Below are 16,360 nucleotides of genomic sequence, written 5' to 3'. Positions count from 1 at the left end.
GTCCTGTTCAGTCATGGTGCGACGGCCTGAGCCTGGCGCACGGGCAAGGTGATGCGGAAGGTGGTGCCGCGGCCGATGATGCTGCGCACGTCGATGCGGCCGTGATGTTTCTGCACCGTGGTGTAGGCCAGCGACAGGCCCAGCCCCGTGCCCTTGCCGACGGCCTTGGTGGTGAAGAACGGATCGAAGATGCGCGACAGGTGTTCGGGCGCGATGCCGCCGCCCGTGTCCTCGACCTCGATCCACACTTCCGTCGCGTTGTCGCTGCCCGTGCGCAGGGTGATGCATCCGCGCGCCTCGCCCATGGCGTGGGCCGCGTTGACGACCAGGTTCATGATCACCTGGTTCAATTCGGAAGGCTGGCATTCGATATCGGGAATGTCGCCATACTCGCGCACCACGTCGGCCTTGTACTTGATTTCGTTATTCACGATATTGAGCGTGGTATCGATGCCCTGGCGCAAGTCGGCCCAGACCCATTCCTGGTGCGCATCCGTGCGCGAAAAATCCTTCAGATCCTGCACGATGCGGCGCACGCGCGAAATGCCTTCCTTCGATTCGCCCATCAGCATCGGTATGTCGGTGCGCAGGAAATCGAGGTCGATCTGTACCCGCAGCGCGCGCAGGCGCGCCGCCACCACGGGGTCGGCGACGGCCGGCTCGGCTTCCTCGTAGGCGTCGAGCATGCTGAACAGGTCCTCCAGATACCCTTCCAGGGTGCCGACATTCGAAAACACATAGCCAATGGGATTGTTGATCTCGTGCGCCACGCCGGCGGCCAGCTGACCGATCGAGGCCAGTTTTTCCGACTGCAGCAGCTTTTGCTGGGCCAGCGACAGCTTGCTGTTCAATTCCGTCAGGGCCAGGTTGCGCTCGCGCAATTCCAGATCGGCGATCTGGCGCTGGCGGATATCGTCGGCCAGGCGCTCGTTCATGTCGGCCAGCTGGGCCGTGCGCTTGGCCACCAGGTGTTCCAGGTTGTCGTGCGCCTTGCGCAGCGCCAGTTCCGCAAGGCGCCGCTCGCTCACGTCGCGCAGGGTTTCGATGGCGCCCACCAGGCGTCCCTGGCGGTCGCGCAGGGGCGCCGCCGTGAAATGCAGCCAGTGGCCGTCGGGGCCGATATCGGCAAAGAAATCCTCGGCCTCGTAGGCGCCGGGGATCACGGGAGAACGCTTCAGCTTGCCAAGGTAGAGGTCATTTTCGCCGAGCGCGATATCGTCGGCCACCAGCAGATCGGCCAGACAGGCGCGCGGCTGCGGATAAAACGCCTTCCAGTGCTCGCGCGTGCCGACCATCTCGGCGGCCGTAAAACCCAGCAGCTGTTCGCAGGCGCTGTTCCAGTGCGTCACCACGTGGTTCGTATCGATGGCGAAGGTGGCCACGGGATGGCCGTCGAAAAACGCCGATAGCGCGATGGTATCGCCCTGGCGGCGTTCCGGCGTGGCGGGCAGTGCCTGCCCTGCGTCTGTTTCCATGGCCTCTATCCTGTTCATGCCAGCATGATGCGCGACATTTCATCGAAGGTATGTTCGGTTTGCCGCAGCAGCGCCAGCCAGGCTTGCTCGTCCAGGGCCAGGTCACGCCAGACGGCGCCAGACAGGGGCGGCACCAGCGCGTCGTCGATACCGGCCAGGTCGAGCGCAAGGGCGACGGCATTGGCCATGTGCACGGCCAGCGGCAAGCCGCCCGCCTCCAGCCGGTCGATGGCATGGTGCTCGGCCACCGCCTGCTGTATCGCCTCGGGAAATTTCCAGTAGGCGGCCAGGGCGCTGCCCACCTGCGCGTGATCGATGCCGATGACGGCCAGTTCCGCCTCGGCCATCTGGCAGTCATGCGCCTGGCGGTAGCGGCGCACGAGCGCATGCTCGGCCGGGAAGCGCGTCACCAGCACCAGGGTGCCCAGGTCGTGCAGCAGGCCGGCCGTGAATGCCGTCTCGGGATTGATGCCCAGGTGCGGCGCCAGCAGGCGCGCAGCGATGGCCGTGGCCAGCGAATGGCGCCAGAACGCCTGGAAATCGAAGCCGCCGGCCACCGGCGCGAAGCTGCTCGTCAGGGCGCAGGCCGTGACGACGGTGCGGATGCTGTGAAATCCCAGCACGGAAACAGCTTGCGGGATGCTGGTGACCTTCGATTGCATGCCGTAGAACGAGGAGTTGGCGATGCGCAGGGTCTTCGCCGCCAAGGCCTGGTCCAGCTCGATCTTTTGCGCCAGCACATGCACGTCCGTGTCGTCCTGGTCCATGCTCGACAGTAGTTCCAGCACCACCACCGGCAGCGAAGGCAGTTCCTGTATCTGGCGGATGATGTGTTCAAAACTGAGACGTGTCATGCCGCGCCCCCTTGCCGGTAGCGCTGCAGCAGCGCCAGCAGTTCCGCCCCGGGGGAATCGGGCGGCGTGGCGCGGAACAGCACGGCCAGCCGTTCCAGGCGGCGCACCCGTTCCTGCTCGGCATGCGCCTGCGCGGCGGGGTCAATCGCCTCGTCCATGACGACATGGCAACGTTCCACATTGCGCCTGCGCAAGGCCGTCAGGTTCGCCGCCGTCAGGGTGGCGCCCCGGGCCAGCAGCACGGCGCCGCCCGCGTCGTTCAGCGCCTGGGCCAGCACCATGCCTTCCTGCGCCTGCTCCATGGAAATCTCGCGTCCGCTTTCACTCACGCTTTCATTCATATAGCCGCTCCATGACGGCTCAGGGTGACCAGGCTGCCACGCGAGCGCGAATGCAGGCCCATCGGATGGACCGCCACGGCATACGGCTGGCCATCGATGGCGGCCAGGCAAGGCGCGCCCTGCCCGTCGAACAATTGCGGCAAGACGATGGCCGCCTCGTTGCCCAGCAGGGCCGCCCCCCGTTCGAACAGATTGGCCGCCGCCGCGTTGATGAAGGCGATCATGCCATCCTCATCGAGCCCGATTACGGGCAGCGGCAGAAATTGCAGCAATTCGCGCGCGATGCCGAGGCTGACTTCGTCGCGGCTGATCTGGTGCTGCTGCTGTCGCACCAGCGCCTGCATGGCGGCATTGGCCGCCGCCAGCGCCAAGTTGGCGTCGCGCAACTGCGCATTCAGGCGCACATTGTCGTCATCGATGCCCTTCAGGCGAAAGGCTTCGGCGATATGCTCGCGCAGCTGATGGTCGTCCCAGGGCTTGGTGAGGAACTTGAAAATGGCGCCCTCGTTGACGGCGTCCGTGACGGCCTGCAACTCGGTATAGCCCGACAACATGATGCGGATGGTTTGCGGACACAGCAGCTTTGCCTTGCGCAGGAAGTCAGCGCCCAGCATGCCTGGCATGCGCTGGTCCGACACGATCACGTCGACCGCATGGCTGGCCAGCACGTCCAGCCCTTCCTGGCCGCTGCCGGCCGTCAGGATATGGTAGCCATCGCGCCGCAGCAGGCGCTTGAGGGAAGCGAGGATATTCGGCTCGTCATCGACCAGCAACAAGGTGCGCGGCAACGCCGCAGCCTGCTGCCCGGCATGCGCCGCCAGCGCCGCAGTACCCGGCACACCTTGCTCGTCGTGCACATCCATCGGACCATCCTCTCATCGCCACGGCGATATGGGAGCTTGCCTGGAGGGGGAATCTGGCTTGCCTCAAAATTATACGACTAAATATTCCGCTATGGCACTTATCCGGCACTTATCCGCGCCGCGCGGGACACGGCGTGTCGCGGTAAAACACAAAGCCACCCAGGCCGATGGCCTTGGTATCGGCTTTCACGCCATACACCAGCGTGTTCTTGTCCGCCTCGATGCGCAGCAGGTTCTTGTGCAGCACGATTTGCGCGTGCGACAGTTCCAACGAAGGGGTCGGCGCCAGTTGCAAACGCAGTTCGGACGTGGCGCTGTCGTATGCCCAGCGGCCCGGGTTGAAGAAGGCGAAACCGCCATCGAAACGCAGGCTGCCATCCTTGAACTGGGTCAGGCAAATACCGGGAAATTCGCTGGGCGGGTTGTACCAGGTGGCGGCCACGGCGGCATCAAACGGCGTCTTGCCCGGCATCTGCATGCCAGCCGTGTCATTGTTCCCGCCCATGCCGGCGCAAGCGGCCAGCGCCAGCGCGCAAGCCAGTGCGCCTGCGCGCTTGATGAATGTCATTTGCATACCCGTCCCTTGCTTTATAGAAACACGATCTTAGTCCGGGATGGCTGGCCGTTCAAGCGGCCAGCGCACATAAGGCGGATTTAATTGTCCTCGGCCGGCTTCGCCGCCATGGCAGCCGCTTCGCGCAATTTATCTTTTTTACTCTTGCGCGCGCCCTTCACGCCGCCATTCAGCGTATCCGTGACGGCGCTCACGGGCGCGGGCAGTTCCGTCGGCTCGAAACCGGCCACCACTTCGCGCACGATGCGCAAATCGTTGCGGTTTTCGATCAGGCGGAAATGCGCTTCCGTATCGGCCGTCACGAAACTGATGGCCGTGCCGCTTTCGCCGGCGCGGCCCGTGCGGCCGATGCGGTGCGTGTAGTCGACGGCCGAGCGGGGCAAGTCATAGTTGACGACGGCCGGCAAGCCGGCGATGTCGATGCCGCGCGCGGCCACGTCGGTAGCCACCAGCACCTGCAAACGGCACGCCTTGAAGTCGGCCAGCAGCTGGCTGCGCGTGCCCTGGCTGAATTCGCCGTGGAAGGCGCCCACGTGCAGGCCCGCGCGCTGCAGCTTGTCGGCCACGTGTTCGGCCGCGTACTTGGTGGCGACGAAGACCAGCACGCGCTCCCACTGCTGCTGCAGGATCAGGTAGCGCAGCAGCTGTGTGCGGCGCGGCACGTCGACCGTGATGGCGCGCTGCACGATGTCGGGCTTGTCCTGCGGTTCGGACGCCACCTCGATGCGCACTGGTTCCCTGAGCAGGCTGTCGGCCAGCGCCTGCACGCTGTCGGGGAAGGTGGCGGAGAAAAACAGGTTTTGCCGCTGCTGGGGCAACAGCGCCAGGATGGCGTTGATTTCCTCGGCAAAACCCATGTCCAGCAAACGGTCAGCCTCGTCGAGCACGCACAGCGACACGCCACCCAGCTTCACGGCGTTCTGCCGCACCAGATCGAGCAGGCGGCCCGGCGTGGCGACGACGATATCGGCGCCACCGCGCAAGTCCATCATCTGTGGATTGATCGACACGCCGCCGAACAGCACGGAAATCTTCAGTTTGATCGGCAGCGGCTTGGCCAGCGCGTGTACCGTCTGTCCCACCTGCGCCGCCAGTTCGCGCGTGGGCACGAGGATCAGCGCGCGCACCTGGCGCGGGCCGGAAACGGGCGCCATCAGCGCCTGCAGCAGCGGCAGCGCGTAAGCGGCCGTCTTGCCCGAACCGGTCTGGGCCGCGCCCAGCACGTCGCTGCCGCGCAGGATGGCGGGAATGGCGGCCGCCTGGATGGCCGTCGGCGCGGCATAGCCAGCCTTGTCAACGGCACGGACCAGGGCGGGAATCAGACCCAGTGAGGAAAATGGCATAGTGGGCCTTCTTATCTATTCGTAAAGTGAGACCGGCCGCGAATGGCGGCCGGTCGGAATAGCGACAGTATAAGGCAGACAGCTATTGGCGTGGCATTTGCAGCTTCGGATAGCCCGTTTCGTCATAGCCCGGCATGCCGCGGCGGATGGCGTGCGAAAAATCCGCGTCGTCATTCGCGGCCCGCGCGCGCGCCGTGATGTGGCCGCCATCGCGCAGCTGCTGGAAGGTCAAGCCGGGCACCAGGCCCTTGACGTCGAACAGATAGCGGTCCAGGTAGCCCGAGGCCAGCAAGCGGTAGTCGAACGGCAGGCCCGGCACGATGCGGCGCACCATCTCGAAGACGATGGTGGTGCAGTTGGCCGTCAGGGTATGGTAGAACTGCGGCCTGGCCTTCAGCGCTTGCGCTTCGTCCAGGTAGGCCAGAAACAGCGAGCGCATGGCCGCTTTCGGCATCATGACACGGTACAAATGCATCTCCTCGCCCCGCGCATTCGTGCGCACGCGCAGGATGTCGCGCTCGTCGGCGGCGATCAGGCTCATCTCGAAATGCTTGAAAAAGCCGCCGATGGCGGAAAAGCGCTCGCCCTTTTCCTTGCGGATCTCGATGGAAAACGTCAGGAAGCGCCCGTCGGCAAAGCCGAACGAGATCAGCGTGTGCGCAATGTAGGGGCCCGTCCAGTACGACAGCGCCGTGTCCACCGTGCGCAGTTCGTCGAGGTCGTAGCTGCGCTGCTCCCACTTGACCGTATAGTCGTCATCGCTGCGCCAGTCGAAATTGCGCACATTGTCCAGCGTGACGAGATTACCCGCCACCTTGCCCGTGACATTGCGCGCCACATCGTCGGCCCACACGCGCTGCTGTTTCGGCGTAATCAGGCTCCACCACAGGAGCAGCAACATGAAACCGGCCGCATACGGCAGCAGCACGCGCGCATCGCCGCGCATCCACCATAGCGCGATGCTGGCCACGCCCAGCGCGCCCCACAACAGCGCGCCGATGGCTTGCGACGCCGTGCCGCCGGACAGCTGGTACCACAGCGCCAGCGCGCCCCACAATGCGGTCAACAGGAGAATCAGGGAAACGGCCATTTTGCCGATACTGCCCAGCACGCAGCGGGCACGCAGTGATAAGAAAGTCATGCCCTGATTATAAGGGCAAGCGCTGGAACAGGTGAGTTCAGGCAAGTATCGCGGCACAGGCCGCAGCGGCAAAAACATTGCTTGCCTGATAATTTATTTCATGAGAGCATGCTGTGCAAATAAAATGTATAGACAAGGCGCCCTGTCACGGCAACGCTGCCTTGGCCACTCCAGGAGATACCTTGCAGCCCCCTTCCCTCTACGCCCTCGCCGGCAGCTTCAACTCCCTCTTCATCGTCGTCAGCCTGTTTGGACTGTGGTCGCAGCTGCAAAAAATCTGGCAGCGCAAGCGCAATGCCGGGGTCGGCGCCGGCAAGACGACGGACATCTTGTCGCTCAACCAGTTCAGCGTCAGCTTTCTCGCGTATTGCGCGTTCTTTGTGTACGGCTATTCGATCACGCCGTTCAACCATTACATCGTCTGGCCCCGCCTGATCGCTGCGCTGATCGCACTGGGCATCCTGTATGAAATCGACCGCGACCGCCGCAGCGTGGCATCGCGCAATGCGCTGCCGGCCTGCGTCAGCGCCACGACCAAGCTGATCATCATGTGGCTGTTCCGCTGGGAGAAAACCAGCCCCGCCGCGCAAATCAAACGGCGGGCGCTGGCCTGAGGCTAGAATGGCGGTACAACCACCGTTTGAAAGCGCCGCCATGCATGCTCCCATCCCTATCCTGCGCAGCTTTTCCGAAGCCAAGGCGCGCGAGTTCTACCTCGATTTTCTCGGTTTCACGCTGGACTGGGAACACCGCTTTGTGCCCACGGCGCCACTGTACCTGCAGGTGACGCGGGACCAGCTGGTGCTGCATCTGTCCGAGCACTACGGCGACGCCACGCCCGGTGCTGCGCTGCTGATCCCCGTCGACGACATCGACGCCCTGCACGCGGAGCTGCAGGCCAAGGATTACCCGTATGCGCGGCCCGGCATCCGCGACGAGGACTGGGGCCGCATTCTGGAAGTGGCGGATCCGTTCGGCAACCGGCTGCGCTTCTGGCAGCGTAGCGAATAACGCTTACTGACCGCTCAGGGCGCGCATTTCCCCATACAAGTTCACCTTGCCCTCGAAGCCGATGCCGACCAGGTCCGGCATGGTGATGTGGCCGTTTTCCACGCGCACGCCATCGGGGAAGCCGCCGAACGGTTGAAACAAATCCGGATACGATTCATTGCCGCCCCGGCCCAGGCCCGCCGCGATATGTCGCTGGCACCGGCCGACCTGTACGCCGACTACTCCAGCCGCCACCAGCTGCCACCAGCTGCCCACCAAAGTGCGCGCTTTTATCAATTTTCTCAGCCAGCAGTTGCAGCCGGAAGCGGCCACGGCAGCCGAATCAGGTTAAACTACAATATTGCGATATGGCAATATTATGAAGGAGTAAGTTTTGCTAGTCATACTCGGATTTCTCGTCGTGCTGTTTTCCGTCTTCGGCGGCTTCGCCTTGCAGGGTGGCCACCTGGCGGCCCTGTTCCAGCCGCTGGAACTGCTGATGATCGGCGGCGCCGCGCTGGGCACCTTCTTTGTGGGCAACGACGCCAAGGCCATCCGCGCCACGTTCGCCGCCCTGCCCACCCTGTTCCACAGTTCGCAATACACAAAGGCGCGCTATATGGAACTGATGGGACTGATGTATGAAATCCTCAGCAAGATCCGCAAGGAAGGCTTGATGGCGGTCGAGGACGATATCGACGATCCGTACCGCAGCGCCATCTTCGTAAAATACCCGTACACGCTCGGTGACGAGCACATCCTGGAATTCATCACCGATTACCTGCGCCTGATGGTGTCGGGCAATATGGACGCTTACCAGATCGAAAACCTGATGGATAATGAGATCGAGACGCACCACGAAGATGCGGAAATGCCGATCCAGACGATTTCGCAGCTGGCCGACGCCATGCCCGCCTTCGGCATCGTGGCCGCCGTGATGGGCGTGGTGCATACCATGGCGTCCGTCGGCTTGCCGCCGGCCGAGCTGGGCGTGCTGATCGCCCAGGCGCTGGTGGGCACCTTCATCGGCATTTTGCTGGCCTACGGCTTCATCGCGCCGCTGGCCAGCTTGCTGCGCCGCAAGCACCATGAAACGGCGAAGATGTACCAGTGCGTGAAAGTGACCATATTGGCCAGCCTGAACGGCTATGCGCCGGCGCTGGCCGTGGAATTCGGCCGCAAGGTCATTTCCGCCACGGAACGCCCTTCGTTCAGCGAACTGGAAAACCACGTGCGCCAGGTGCGCACGAAGAATTGATCCGGCCTGTGCCACGTGCTCGGCGCCTCAGGCTTCCGGCGCCGTCCAGACCAGGTTCCACAGGTGGCCATCGATATCCTCGAAGCCCGGGTCATACATGAAGCCATGGTCCTCGGGCGGATGCGGTATGCGGCCACCTGTGGCGGCGGCACCGGAGACGACAGTGCGCTCCTGGCAGGTTGCGGTTCTTGACTGCTTGCGCCTCGAAGCGGCCCTTCAATGGAGCGAATGTATTCGACGGCGCTACCTGCTGTTCGCCTCTTCATCCGCAACGATCTTGGAGAGCGGTGGAACATAGGCCTCAGCACGCTCCTCGTCACTTACTGCGCCCGGTAAAATCGGATATAGCTGCGTCTTACCAGTTTCCTTCACGAACTGAGACTGCGTGCCATACCATTGAGGTAATTTTTTCCATATCATGTATCGATCCAAAGCCGCCGCTGCTAACCATTTTGGAGCTGGATGTAAAGGGTCGAGCCGAGCAGAAATTGTTGCCAAAGAAAAGGCCAACTTGATCTCTTCGGCGCTGCTGCCATGCTGAAAGATCAGGCCTGCATTGTAAAAATCCTCTGCGGTCTTGATCTGCCCTTCCCGAAGCATCTGCGTTACTTTCATTGCTCGTTCTTTATCGCGTAAATCGACTGCTGCCCAATCAATTTTTGCAGAAGAACGCTCCGATTGATCGTTCCTTGCCATGACCTTTAATTCTTCATTCGCGGTAGGCTGAGCATTGGCAGAAAATGATGCAAGGCTGAAAATAACTGCAAAGACCTTCTTCAATTCGGTGTCTCCAAAAATGATCAGGGGGGCCATCGAATCACACTGTATCGATAACGCTCGGACGGCCGCTTCTGGCCGCTAGCGTACTGATAGTTGGTGCCGAACAATGTAGCTCTTCAAAAGGGCGTGCTGTTCATCGGTCAAAACTCGCTGAGGCACCGGCATTGCACCATCAGCCTGCACAAACAGATAACCTGTAGGGTATTGATAAACAGCCACAACTTCACTCCAGGGGACGATTAACTCTCCCTGCTTCGAACTCCGGACAATCCCTGCATCGTCAAAATGGAAGCCACACGAACCGACCTTTAAGACCTTGAACAGAAATATTGGCGGCACAAATAGAAACAGACAACTCCGCAGAATTAGGATGTCTAGCAAGCTTATCTTTTTTCCCTGTCTAATTTTGCGACGTGCTACTTCAGCAAGCACGTGGGAGGAAACTATCTTCAGGTATTCACCCAGCCGGTAGCTAACATGAAAGCTTAGCGAGGCAATTGGAGGTTCGGATGTCTGCACTTGGATATTCCTATCTCTATTTCCGTTCTTGGCAAATTCCGGATACTCCCCGGAACTGGAGTCTAAATATCGTAGCCTAAAATGTCGCCACGCCTGGGCAGCTCGAGTGGGTGCTTCTTCTTTGTCAGCACTATGACATTGGGGTTAATCGCACCGGATTTCTCCTGTTTGACGACCTGTGTGGCTACCTCCCGCGGACGCGGGGGCAATTGGGGCGGACGCGGAAAAAAAGACATAAAACTCCTGGGTGCAATATCACAATTAAGGCAAGTTACGGCGTAAATGCAGATAATTATTGTTTTTTCAAGTGCACTCTGTATATTTTTAGTGACTGCTTTTGGCCGATTGCCGTTGTTGCCAGGTGCCGCTCCACAGCGGTCGGTCCGCGACGACCCGTTAAAACATCGGTAGGTGACAACTTCTTCAAATTAAGTAGTTACAAAGAACGGCACTCAATGGAGTGGCCTTAGTGTGGGATTGGTGCAGTAATGCAGTCTTGAAATGTAGGTGTACGGCCGGGCTTCATCGTGTAGAGGAAATCTGCCGGAAGGTTTGTGATTGTCTTCGTTTCTCCGGCTTGGAGTTGGAAAGAAGGCACCGCTTTTGAGTAGCGGCATGTCCTTTCTTTAATTCCGTCTGCCAGCAAATTTTCCTGACAAAGCGAGCTTAGAATCAGGTAGTGGCAAGCTTGGCTAGATTTGCGGCCACAGGAAAATATCGTCGTCGCTGCACCTGCCCGGGTAACGGTAGTCATAGACTGCGCCTGCGAATCCACAGCCGCTATGCCCATGTTCGCTAATGCAGAAAATGCCGCGAAGCTCGCAGCCAAAATGATTCTTTTCATCGCGTTCCTAAAGATGCTTTACGTGAAACCGAAGTAGGAAGATCACCAAATTGACCGAAATTAAATCGTTGCTAGGTTTTGCTGCATATTTTTGCATTGCATGTGCGAACTGTAGAAGCCAGGCCTTGGCCCCAATCAATCGCCACTCCTTGGCGTCATCGTCGCGGTCATAGAAGAAAACGAGCTCACGCCACTCACGCTGAGTCATTTCATTTATTTCGCTACTCGGCATGTCTTTCCCCATCGTGTTCTAAACGTCAGCTCTTGGCCGATAGCGAAAGGTCGGAATGGCTCAGCGCACGAAACTGTTGCCCTCATGGCTGGCAAGAGGTTTTGTTCGGCGCGCCAAGTCTTCTCTCTGCTATTGGGTCTCCCTGCCATTTAAGGGATCGGCGCCGTCTCATCCGGGCAGCTGACCTCGTCCTCTGGCGTATATAAAGTCATCGGCACGCGCTGGCCGTCGACTTCCAGTTCGCGCACTTTCGGCGGCACCAGCTGGAATTGGCCGGCCTGCAGCTTCTCGCGCAGGGGCTTGCAGCGCAGGGCATCCGTGGGGATTTGCCCGCGCGCCGACCAGCTGCCGTCTTCCTTTTCCGCCAGCAATACCGACGAGGCGCGCGGATCATTGCTGATCAGCAGCACGTCCTGCTTGCCATCGCCATCGAAATCGAGCAGATACGCGTCGCACTGCGGCCCTGCCCGCTTCAAACAGGCGGGCAAGCGCCAGGCCGGGCTCACTTGCGTCCAGTCCTGGCGCAGGAAACTGTCCGGCAACTTCGCCGTGGCCGGACGCAGGGTCAGGTTGATCGACACGTCGCTCAGCGCGCCCGTCTCGTCGAGGCGGTTCTGGCGCTTGAGCATGGCCTCGGCGCGGGCCCGCACGACAGCTGCGTCGGCGCCCGTCGTGCGTGTGCTCAATTCCTGCAAGGCCGCCTGGCCGTAGCGGGCGCCCTGGAAGCGCAGGTATTCGAAATCGAACTTGTCCACGCCAACCTTGCCGCTGTCCAGGCGCGCCATCTGGCTGGCCACGGAAATGCGCGCCGGGTCGGCCAGCGGCGAGAACAGCGCAAACAGCACCAGCAGGGTGACAAAGGCAGTGGCCACGTTGACGTTGGCGATCAGGTGCAGCCAGTCGCCATACTTGCTGGCCGCCCAGGCATAGCCGGCGGCGTAGCAGGTGGCGACCAGCAGGCAGGCGCAAGCGATCAGGCGATCGGCCGTCCAGCCATGCGACATCACGCGCAGGGTCAGCGCATAGATGGCGATGCCCACCACCCACGGCAGCAGCAGGCAGGCCAGGCGCGTACCCAGGCGGATGCCGCGCGCCACGCCATGGCCCACTTCGCCATTCTGGAAAGCGGCATTGATCAGCACCACCAGCACGCCGGCCATGCCCAGTAGCACGGACGCCGCATGGCGCGTGGCCCACAGGCGCTCGAAGCCGATGAAGGGCAAGGTCAGCAGGAAACCGGAGACGAGCACGGCGGCGATCGGCATCAGCCACGACAGCAGCACCAGCAGCAAAGTACGGATGCCGCGCACGATGGACGGACGCACGTCGGTGATGTGGATGGCGAACGAAAAGGCGAAGCAGATGACAGGAATCACGAACCAGGCCTGGCCCAGCAGTTTTTTCAGGAAACTCAGTTTGATCAGCAGGAACAGCTGCCCGCCCAGCCACAGCACCAGCCACAGGCCCAGCACGAACAGCAGGGAAAACAGTAATTGAATACCCAGCTTCCAGGCGATTTCAAAATACGTGGGATAGCGGGCGATGCGCTGGCCATCCTGGGCGCTGGCCAGCACCAGCGCGTGGGCGATATACATGCCCACCACGCAAAAACCGAACAGTTGGGCGGAAATGACGCGCAGCGGTGCGCCCGGCTTGTAATTGCCCCAGATGACGTGCTCGGTGCCGCGCGCCACGTCATGCCACGCCAGCACGGCCATCACGACGGCCGCACCCGCCATCCACAGCACGATGCGCTTGAGCGACATATGGCCCAGGCTGGAGACCAGCAGGATGGGCAACAGCAAACTGGTCAGCATCAACGGGCCCAGCAGATAGGCTTCCGTGGCGGGCCACACCTTGTCTTGCGCCGTGCTGTACAGCCAGTACAGCAGCAAGCCTTGCAGCAGGCCCGTCACCAGGCGCGTCACCGCGATGCGCGGCGCCACCACCGGATCGAGCAACGCCATGTTTTTTCCTGCGCCATCCTGCTGCATAGTCATCCTCTTAATAGTCGTTCATTGCAGTCATTGCTGCACTGCGAGCACGGCCATTATTGCATTTCGTTATCGTCATCTCAACAGCGATTCGCGCGCATGCCCTTCCCGCCCACCCTCGGAGCGGCGCAATGGCAAGCTTTGCGCCAGGCCCCAGGCCAGTTCCGGCACGATGAACAGCCGAAGCGCGGCTGCGGGTCCAGCATGCGCAGCACCGACCAGACCATCACCACGCTGCCCAGCAAGCTGCTGATCAGCAAATGAAACGGCACGAAGAGGGGCAACGGCACGCCGCCCAGGCCCACGTTGAGGTCACAACGGACAACTTGGCAACTCCTGTCGATTGACGCAGTTGCGCGGCGGCTGGCGCCGCAGGCGGCCGCCTGTCCATTGCGCGGGGATGCCGATGCAGCGCGCTAAATAACTGGCGCTGTTGCCGGGCGCGGGCGGCGCGCAAGTTCCCCTGAAAAACAAAAAACCGCCTGTGCGACGCAGCAGGCGGTTTTGACGTAGGGCAGAGCCGGAATTACTTGGCGGCCTTGCGGCGGCGCAGGAAACCCATCAGGCCCAGGCCGGCCAGCAGCATGGCGTAGGTTTCCGGTTCCGGCACGGCGGCCATCACGGAAACATTGTCGATCACGGCGCCCGAGTACTTGTCGAACGGCGTGCCGGCCTTGGCGGCGCTGGCAAATGACAGGGTCGCCAGGCCGTTGGAAGCGGCCGTGAAACTCAGCGTGTTGCTGTACAAGGTGTTCGAGGCGGCAGCCGTCGAGTAGAAATTGCCTGCCACGCCACCGAAGCTGACCGCCACGCCCTGGCCTGCGGGGCCGCCGGAATTGCGTGCCATGTCAAAGCTCAGGTTATACGTCTGGCCGGCAACGACATTGAAACTTTGCGACAGGAAACCCGGACCAGGTGTGCCCAGCATATCGATGCTGTAGCCATTGATGGCGTTATACGCATTGCGGATCAGGTCGACGGAACTGGCGCCCACGGTCCAGCCCGTGATGGCCGACGAACCGCTGTTGACGACTTTAAAGCCGCTGTTGAAAGTGTAGCCGGCAGCGACCGTTTCAAAATTGCCGTTCGTGATCAGGTTGACGGGGCTGGCGCTGGCGCTGCCTGCTGCAAACAGAGCGACAACTGCTGCGATGGTGGCGATTTTCATGATCTGATTTCCTTGCTCTATTGATATTAAAGTTACCTTGAGTGAAATCATATCTCAGCCATGATGAAAATCAAAGAACTTTGCAAAAATATATTTAACGTGGACAATATGCAACGTTTTCCAGCGCACTTCCCCTCCCGGAGGAGAACAGTTCAATCGAGTTCCTGGCGCGCCACCAAGATGCCATCCGCATCGGCGTAGATCCAGTCGCCCGGATGCACGGTCACGCCGCTGATCTGCACGCGCACGTCGCGCTGGCCGGCGCCCGTCTTGTTGCTCTTGCGCGGATGCGTGGCCAGGGCGCGCACGCCGATCTGGCAGACATTGAGTTCCTCGCTGTCGCGGATGCAGCCATCGACGACGATGCCGGCCCAGCCGTTGCTTTCGGCCAGCACGCCCAGCTGGCCGCCCACCAGCGCGCGGCGCAGGCTGCCGCCGCCATCGATCACCAGCACATGGCCCTGGCCCGGCGTTTCCAGGGTGCTGCGCACGAGCGCATTGTCTTCGAACACGTGCAAGGTGGTGGCAGGGCCGCTGAAACGCACGCGCTGGCCAAAGGCGCGGTACACAGGCGGCAGCACGGCCAGGGTGCCATCGTCCAGCATGGCTGCATAGTCGTCGCACAGGTCGGTGGTGGCAAAGGTCATGGGGATTCCTTTCGTGGCAGATGGCAACGATTCTATGCCTTTTGCAGCGCCGCCGCGCGTGTTTTGCCGCCCACGCCCACGGCCGTGGCAATCGCCAGTGCCTGGAACACGCCGATGAAGACGAACAGCAGGGCCGGATGGTCGCCATCCATCAGCGCGCCAAAGAACAGGGGCCCGACGGCCAGGCCGCTGTCGAGGCCGGAATACACGACGCCATACACGCGCCCGGTGGCGTTCTTCGGTGCGGCCGCGCGTATCATCAGGTCGCGCGACGGCCCCGCCACACCCGACGTCAGGCCGATGGCGCCCATCAGCACCACCGCGCCCCAGGCCGGCACGACAGCCATGGCCAGCAGCACGGCCAGCAGCGCGGCGGCGGAAAAGGCGATCGCCACGTTGCGGTCCGGCTGCTTGCTGCGCGCGCCCACCACGCCGCCGGCCAGCATGCCCACGGCCGAGGCCAGCATATAGGCCGTGTAGGCGCTGGTGGCCAGCGCCAGGCTCATGCCGTACAGCTTGACCAGGGCTACGCTGGCAAAACTCTGTATGCCGCCCAGGGCGATGGCGGTAATGAAGAAGAAGGCAAAGCACATCCATACGGCGGGCAGGCGCAAGAAATCGAGCGTGCCTTCACCGCCGGCCGCCTGGCCCGGCGCGGCCTTTTTCAACGGCTCGGGACGGATGGCGTGGCGGTTCAGGAACAGGATCAGCAAGACGCCAAACGGCAGCACGGCCGCGCATTGCAGCGCCACCCGCCAGTCATACTGGGTAGCCACATAGGTCATGAACAGGGGCGCCAGGGCCCAGCCGATATTGCCGCTGATGCCATGCACGGAAAAACCGTAGGCCACGCGGGCCGCCGAAACGCGCTGGTTGAGGATGGTGTAGTCGGCCGGATGGAACACGCTGTTGCCCATGCCTGCCAGCATGGCGCCCAGCATCAGCGCCGCATAGCTGTGCGCGGTGGACAGGGCCAGCGCCGACACGCCCAGCAAGAAAATACCGGAAAACAACACGGCGCGGGCGCCGAAGCGGTCGACGACAAAGCCGGCCAGTGCCTGCCCAACGCCCGAGATGATGAAGAACACCGTCATCAGCAGGCCCAGCTCCGCATACGACAGGTCGAAGGCGGGTTTCAGCCAGACGAACAGGGCCGCGAGGATCAAATGATAAAAGTGCGACACGCCATGCGCCAGCCCCACCAGGGCAATGACGCGCGCATCGCTGCGTAATGTTGGGGGCAGCGGCGGTGGCAAGTGCCTTGCCGAGTTGGTTGTTATCATGTCATACCCTGTCTTATACTGGTAAAGCTCAAGTGTATGCAAAATACCATCGTC

18 protein-coding genes and 1 pseudogene are annotated in these 16,360 nt (G+C 61.7%); 4 read left to right on the top strand and 15 right to left on the bottom strand.

Annotation, left to right across the window (positions count from 1 at the left end):
• Window positions 1–11 precede the first annotated feature (11 nt).
• From ACQ4WS_RS13875 to ACQ4WS_RS13845, 7 genes are all read right to left on the bottom strand, one after another.
• Window positions 12–1,475, bottom strand: a complete 1,464-nt coding sequence (locus tag ACQ4WS_RS13875) for an ATP-binding protein (protein ID WP_436477112.1) — start codon at window positions 1,473–1,475, stop codon at window positions 12–14.
• Window positions 1,476–1,489: 14 nt separating this feature from the next.
• Window positions 1,490–2,329, bottom strand: coding sequence for an HDOD domain-containing protein (locus ACQ4WS_RS13870; protein ID WP_436477110.1), 840 nt, complete (start codon window positions 2,327–2,329; stop codon window positions 1,490–1,492).
• A complete protein-coding gene (locus ACQ4WS_RS13865; protein ID WP_436477108.1) occupies window positions 2,326–2,670 on the bottom strand; it encodes a hypothetical protein in 345 nt (114 codons plus the stop codon). Before ACQ4WS_RS13865 ends, ACQ4WS_RS13870 begins: the two co-directional genes overlap by 4 nt.
• Window positions 2,667–3,533 (bottom strand): response regulator, encoded by an 867-nt coding sequence (locus ACQ4WS_RS13860; protein ID WP_436477106.1) that lies wholly within the window; start codon window positions 3,531–3,533, stop codon window positions 2,667–2,669. Before ACQ4WS_RS13860 ends, ACQ4WS_RS13865 begins: the two co-directional genes overlap by 4 nt.
• 109 nt (window positions 3,534–3,642) lie before the next feature.
• The gene (locus ACQ4WS_RS13855) at window positions 3,643–4,107 is read right to left on the bottom strand and encodes a hypothetical protein (RefSeq protein WP_436477104.1); all 465 of its coding nucleotides are present in this window, start codon (window positions 4,105–4,107) and stop codon (window positions 3,643–3,645) included.
• An 80-nt stretch (window positions 4,108–4,187) separates the two neighbouring features.
• Window positions 4,188–5,450: a DEAD/DEAH box helicase gene (locus ACQ4WS_RS13850; protein WP_436477102.1), complete on the bottom strand. Its 1,263-nt coding sequence runs from the start codon at window positions 5,448–5,450 to the stop codon at window positions 4,188–4,190.
• Between the two features lie 82 nt (window positions 5,451–5,532).
• Entirely contained in the window at window positions 5,533–6,591 is a 1,059-nt protein-coding gene (locus tag ACQ4WS_RS13845; protein WP_436477100.1) for an Lnb N-terminal periplasmic domain-containing protein, read from the bottom strand.
• 182 nt (window positions 6,592–6,773) lie between these two features.
• Between ACQ4WS_RS13845 and ACQ4WS_RS13840 the strand changes: the two genes are divergently transcribed.
• Complete coding sequence (locus tag ACQ4WS_RS13840; RefSeq protein WP_436477098.1) at window positions 6,774–7,205, top strand: hypothetical protein; 432 nt, start codon at window positions 6,774–6,776, stop codon at window positions 7,203–7,205.
• 7 nt (window positions 7,206–7,212) lie between these two features.
• A complete protein-coding gene (locus tag ACQ4WS_RS13835) occupies window positions 7,213–7,602 on the top strand; it encodes a glyoxalase superfamily protein (RefSeq protein ID WP_436477097.1) in 390 nt (129 codons plus the stop codon).
• Window positions 7,603–7,605: 3 nt separating this feature from the next.
• Here the strand turns inward: ACQ4WS_RS13835 and ACQ4WS_RS13830 are convergent.
• A pseudogene (locus tag ACQ4WS_RS13830) lies at window positions 7,606–7,791 on the bottom strand (mandelate racemase); the annotation flags it as partial.
• A 184-nt stretch (window positions 7,792–7,975) separates the two neighbouring features.
• Between ACQ4WS_RS13830 and motA the strand changes: the two are divergent.
• Complete coding sequence (gene motA / locus ACQ4WS_RS13825) at window positions 7,976–8,839, top strand: flagellar motor stator protein MotA (RefSeq protein ID WP_436477095.1); 864 nt, start codon at window positions 7,976–7,978, stop codon at window positions 8,837–8,839.
• Between the two features lie 243 nt (window positions 8,840–9,082).
• Here the strand turns inward: motA and ACQ4WS_RS13820 are convergent, their stop codons facing one another.
• From ACQ4WS_RS13820 to ACQ4WS_RS13805, 4 genes are all read right to left on the bottom strand, one after another.
• Entirely contained in the window at window positions 9,083–9,652 is a 570-nt protein-coding gene (locus tag ACQ4WS_RS13820) for a hypothetical protein (RefSeq protein WP_436477093.1), read from the bottom strand.
• A gap of 45 nt (window positions 9,653–9,697) precedes the next feature.
• Complete coding sequence (locus ACQ4WS_RS13815; protein ID WP_436477091.1) at window positions 9,698–10,138, bottom strand: YcxB family protein; 441 nt, start codon at window positions 10,136–10,138, stop codon at window positions 9,698–9,700.
• Between the two features lie 466 nt (window positions 10,139–10,604).
• On the bottom strand, window positions 10,605–10,982 hold the full coding sequence (locus ACQ4WS_RS13810) for a hypothetical protein (protein WP_436477089.1): 378 nt from the start codon (window positions 10,980–10,982) through the stop codon (window positions 10,605–10,607).
• Between the two features lie 381 nt (window positions 10,983–11,363).
• On the bottom strand, window positions 11,364–13,181 hold the full coding sequence (locus tag ACQ4WS_RS13805; RefSeq protein ID WP_436477212.1) for a DUF4153 domain-containing protein: 1,818 nt from the start codon (window positions 13,179–13,181) through the stop codon (window positions 11,364–11,366).
• A 126-nt stretch (window positions 13,182–13,307) separates the two neighbouring features.
• Between ACQ4WS_RS13805 and ACQ4WS_RS13800 the strand changes: the two genes are divergently transcribed.
• Window positions 13,308–13,472 (top strand): hypothetical protein, encoded by a 165-nt coding sequence (locus ACQ4WS_RS13800; protein WP_436477087.1) that lies wholly within the window; start codon window positions 13,308–13,310, stop codon window positions 13,470–13,472.
• Window positions 13,473–13,734: 262 nt separating this feature from the next.
• Here the strand turns inward: ACQ4WS_RS13800 and ACQ4WS_RS13795 are convergent, their stop codons facing one another.
• The 3 genes from ACQ4WS_RS13795 to ACQ4WS_RS13785 form a co-directional block, all read right to left on the bottom strand.
• Complete coding sequence (locus ACQ4WS_RS13795) at window positions 13,735–14,376, bottom strand: choice-of-anchor C family protein (RefSeq protein ID WP_436477085.1); 642 nt, start codon at window positions 14,374–14,376, stop codon at window positions 13,735–13,737.
• 152 nt (window positions 14,377–14,528) lie between these two features.
• A complete protein-coding gene (rraA, locus tag ACQ4WS_RS13790) occupies window positions 14,529–15,023 on the bottom strand; it encodes a ribonuclease E activity regulator RraA (RefSeq protein ID WP_436477083.1) in 495 nt (164 codons plus the stop codon).
• 32 nt (window positions 15,024–15,055) lie between these two features.
• Window positions 15,056–16,306, bottom strand: coding sequence for an MFS transporter (locus ACQ4WS_RS13785; RefSeq protein WP_436477081.1), 1,251 nt, complete (start codon window positions 16,304–16,306; stop codon window positions 15,056–15,058).
• Window positions 16,307–16,360: the final 54 nt, after the last annotated feature.

The sequence above is a fragment of the Janthinobacterium leeuwenhoeki genome (assembly GCF_051380795.1).
Taxonomy (GTDB): Bacteria; Pseudomonadota; Gammaproteobacteria; order Burkholderiales; family Burkholderiaceae_D; genus Janthinobacterium.
This window is presented reverse-complemented; position numbering and strand designations above follow the sequence as displayed.

Coding starts and splice junctions, on each gene's coding strand:
- ACQ4WS_RS13875 (WP_436477112.1), bottom strand. CDS start 1,475: ATGGAAACAGACGCAGGGCAGGCACTGCCCGCCACGCCGGAACGCCGC.
- ACQ4WS_RS13870 (WP_436477110.1), bottom strand. CDS start 2,329: ATGACACGTCTCAGTTTTGAACACATCATCCGCCAGATACAGGAACTG.
- ACQ4WS_RS13865 (WP_436477108.1), bottom strand. CDS start 2,670: ATGAATGAAAGCGTGAGTGAAAGCGGACGCGAGATTTCCATGGAGCAG.
- ACQ4WS_RS13860 (WP_436477106.1), bottom strand. CDS start 3,533: ATGGATGTGCACGACGAGCAAGGTGTGCCGGGTACTGCGGCGCTGGCG.
- ACQ4WS_RS13855 (WP_436477104.1), bottom strand. CDS start 4,107: ATGCAAATGACATTCATCAAGCGCGCAGGCGCACTGGCTTGCGCGCTG.
- ACQ4WS_RS13850 (WP_436477102.1), bottom strand. CDS start 5,450: ATGCCATTTTCCTCACTGGGTCTGATTCCCGCCCTGGTCCGTGCCGTT.
- ACQ4WS_RS13845 (WP_436477100.1), bottom strand. CDS start 6,591: ATGACTTTCTTATCACTGCGTGCCCGCTGCGTGCTGGGCAGTATCGGC.
- ACQ4WS_RS13835 (WP_436477097.1), top strand. CDS start 7,213: ATGGCGGTACAACCACCGTTTGAAAGCGCCGCCATGCATGCTCCCATC.
- ACQ4WS_RS13820 (WP_436477093.1), bottom strand. CDS start 9,652: ATGGCCCCCCTGATCATTTTTGGAGACACCGAATTGAAGAAGGTCTTT.
- ACQ4WS_RS13810 (WP_436477089.1), bottom strand. CDS start 10,982: ATGAAAAGAATCATTTTGGCTGCGAGCTTCGCGGCATTTTCTGCATTA.
- ACQ4WS_RS13805 (WP_436477212.1), bottom strand. CDS start 13,181: ATGGCGTTGCTCGATCCGGTGGTGGCGCCGCGCATCGCGGTGACGCGC.
- ACQ4WS_RS13800 (WP_436477087.1), top strand. CDS start 13,308: ATGCCCTTCCCGCCCACCCTCGGAGCGGCGCAATGGCAAGCTTTGCGC.
- ACQ4WS_RS13795 (WP_436477085.1), bottom strand. CDS start 14,376: ATGAAAATCGCCACCATCGCAGCAGTTGTCGCTCTGTTTGCAGCAGGC.
- rraA (WP_436477083.1), bottom strand. CDS start 15,023: ATGACCTTTGCCACCACCGACCTGTGCGACGACTATGCAGCCATGCTG.
- ACQ4WS_RS13785 (WP_436477081.1), bottom strand. CDS start 16,306: ATGATAACAACCAACTCGGCAAGGCACTTGCCACCGCCGCTGCCCCCA.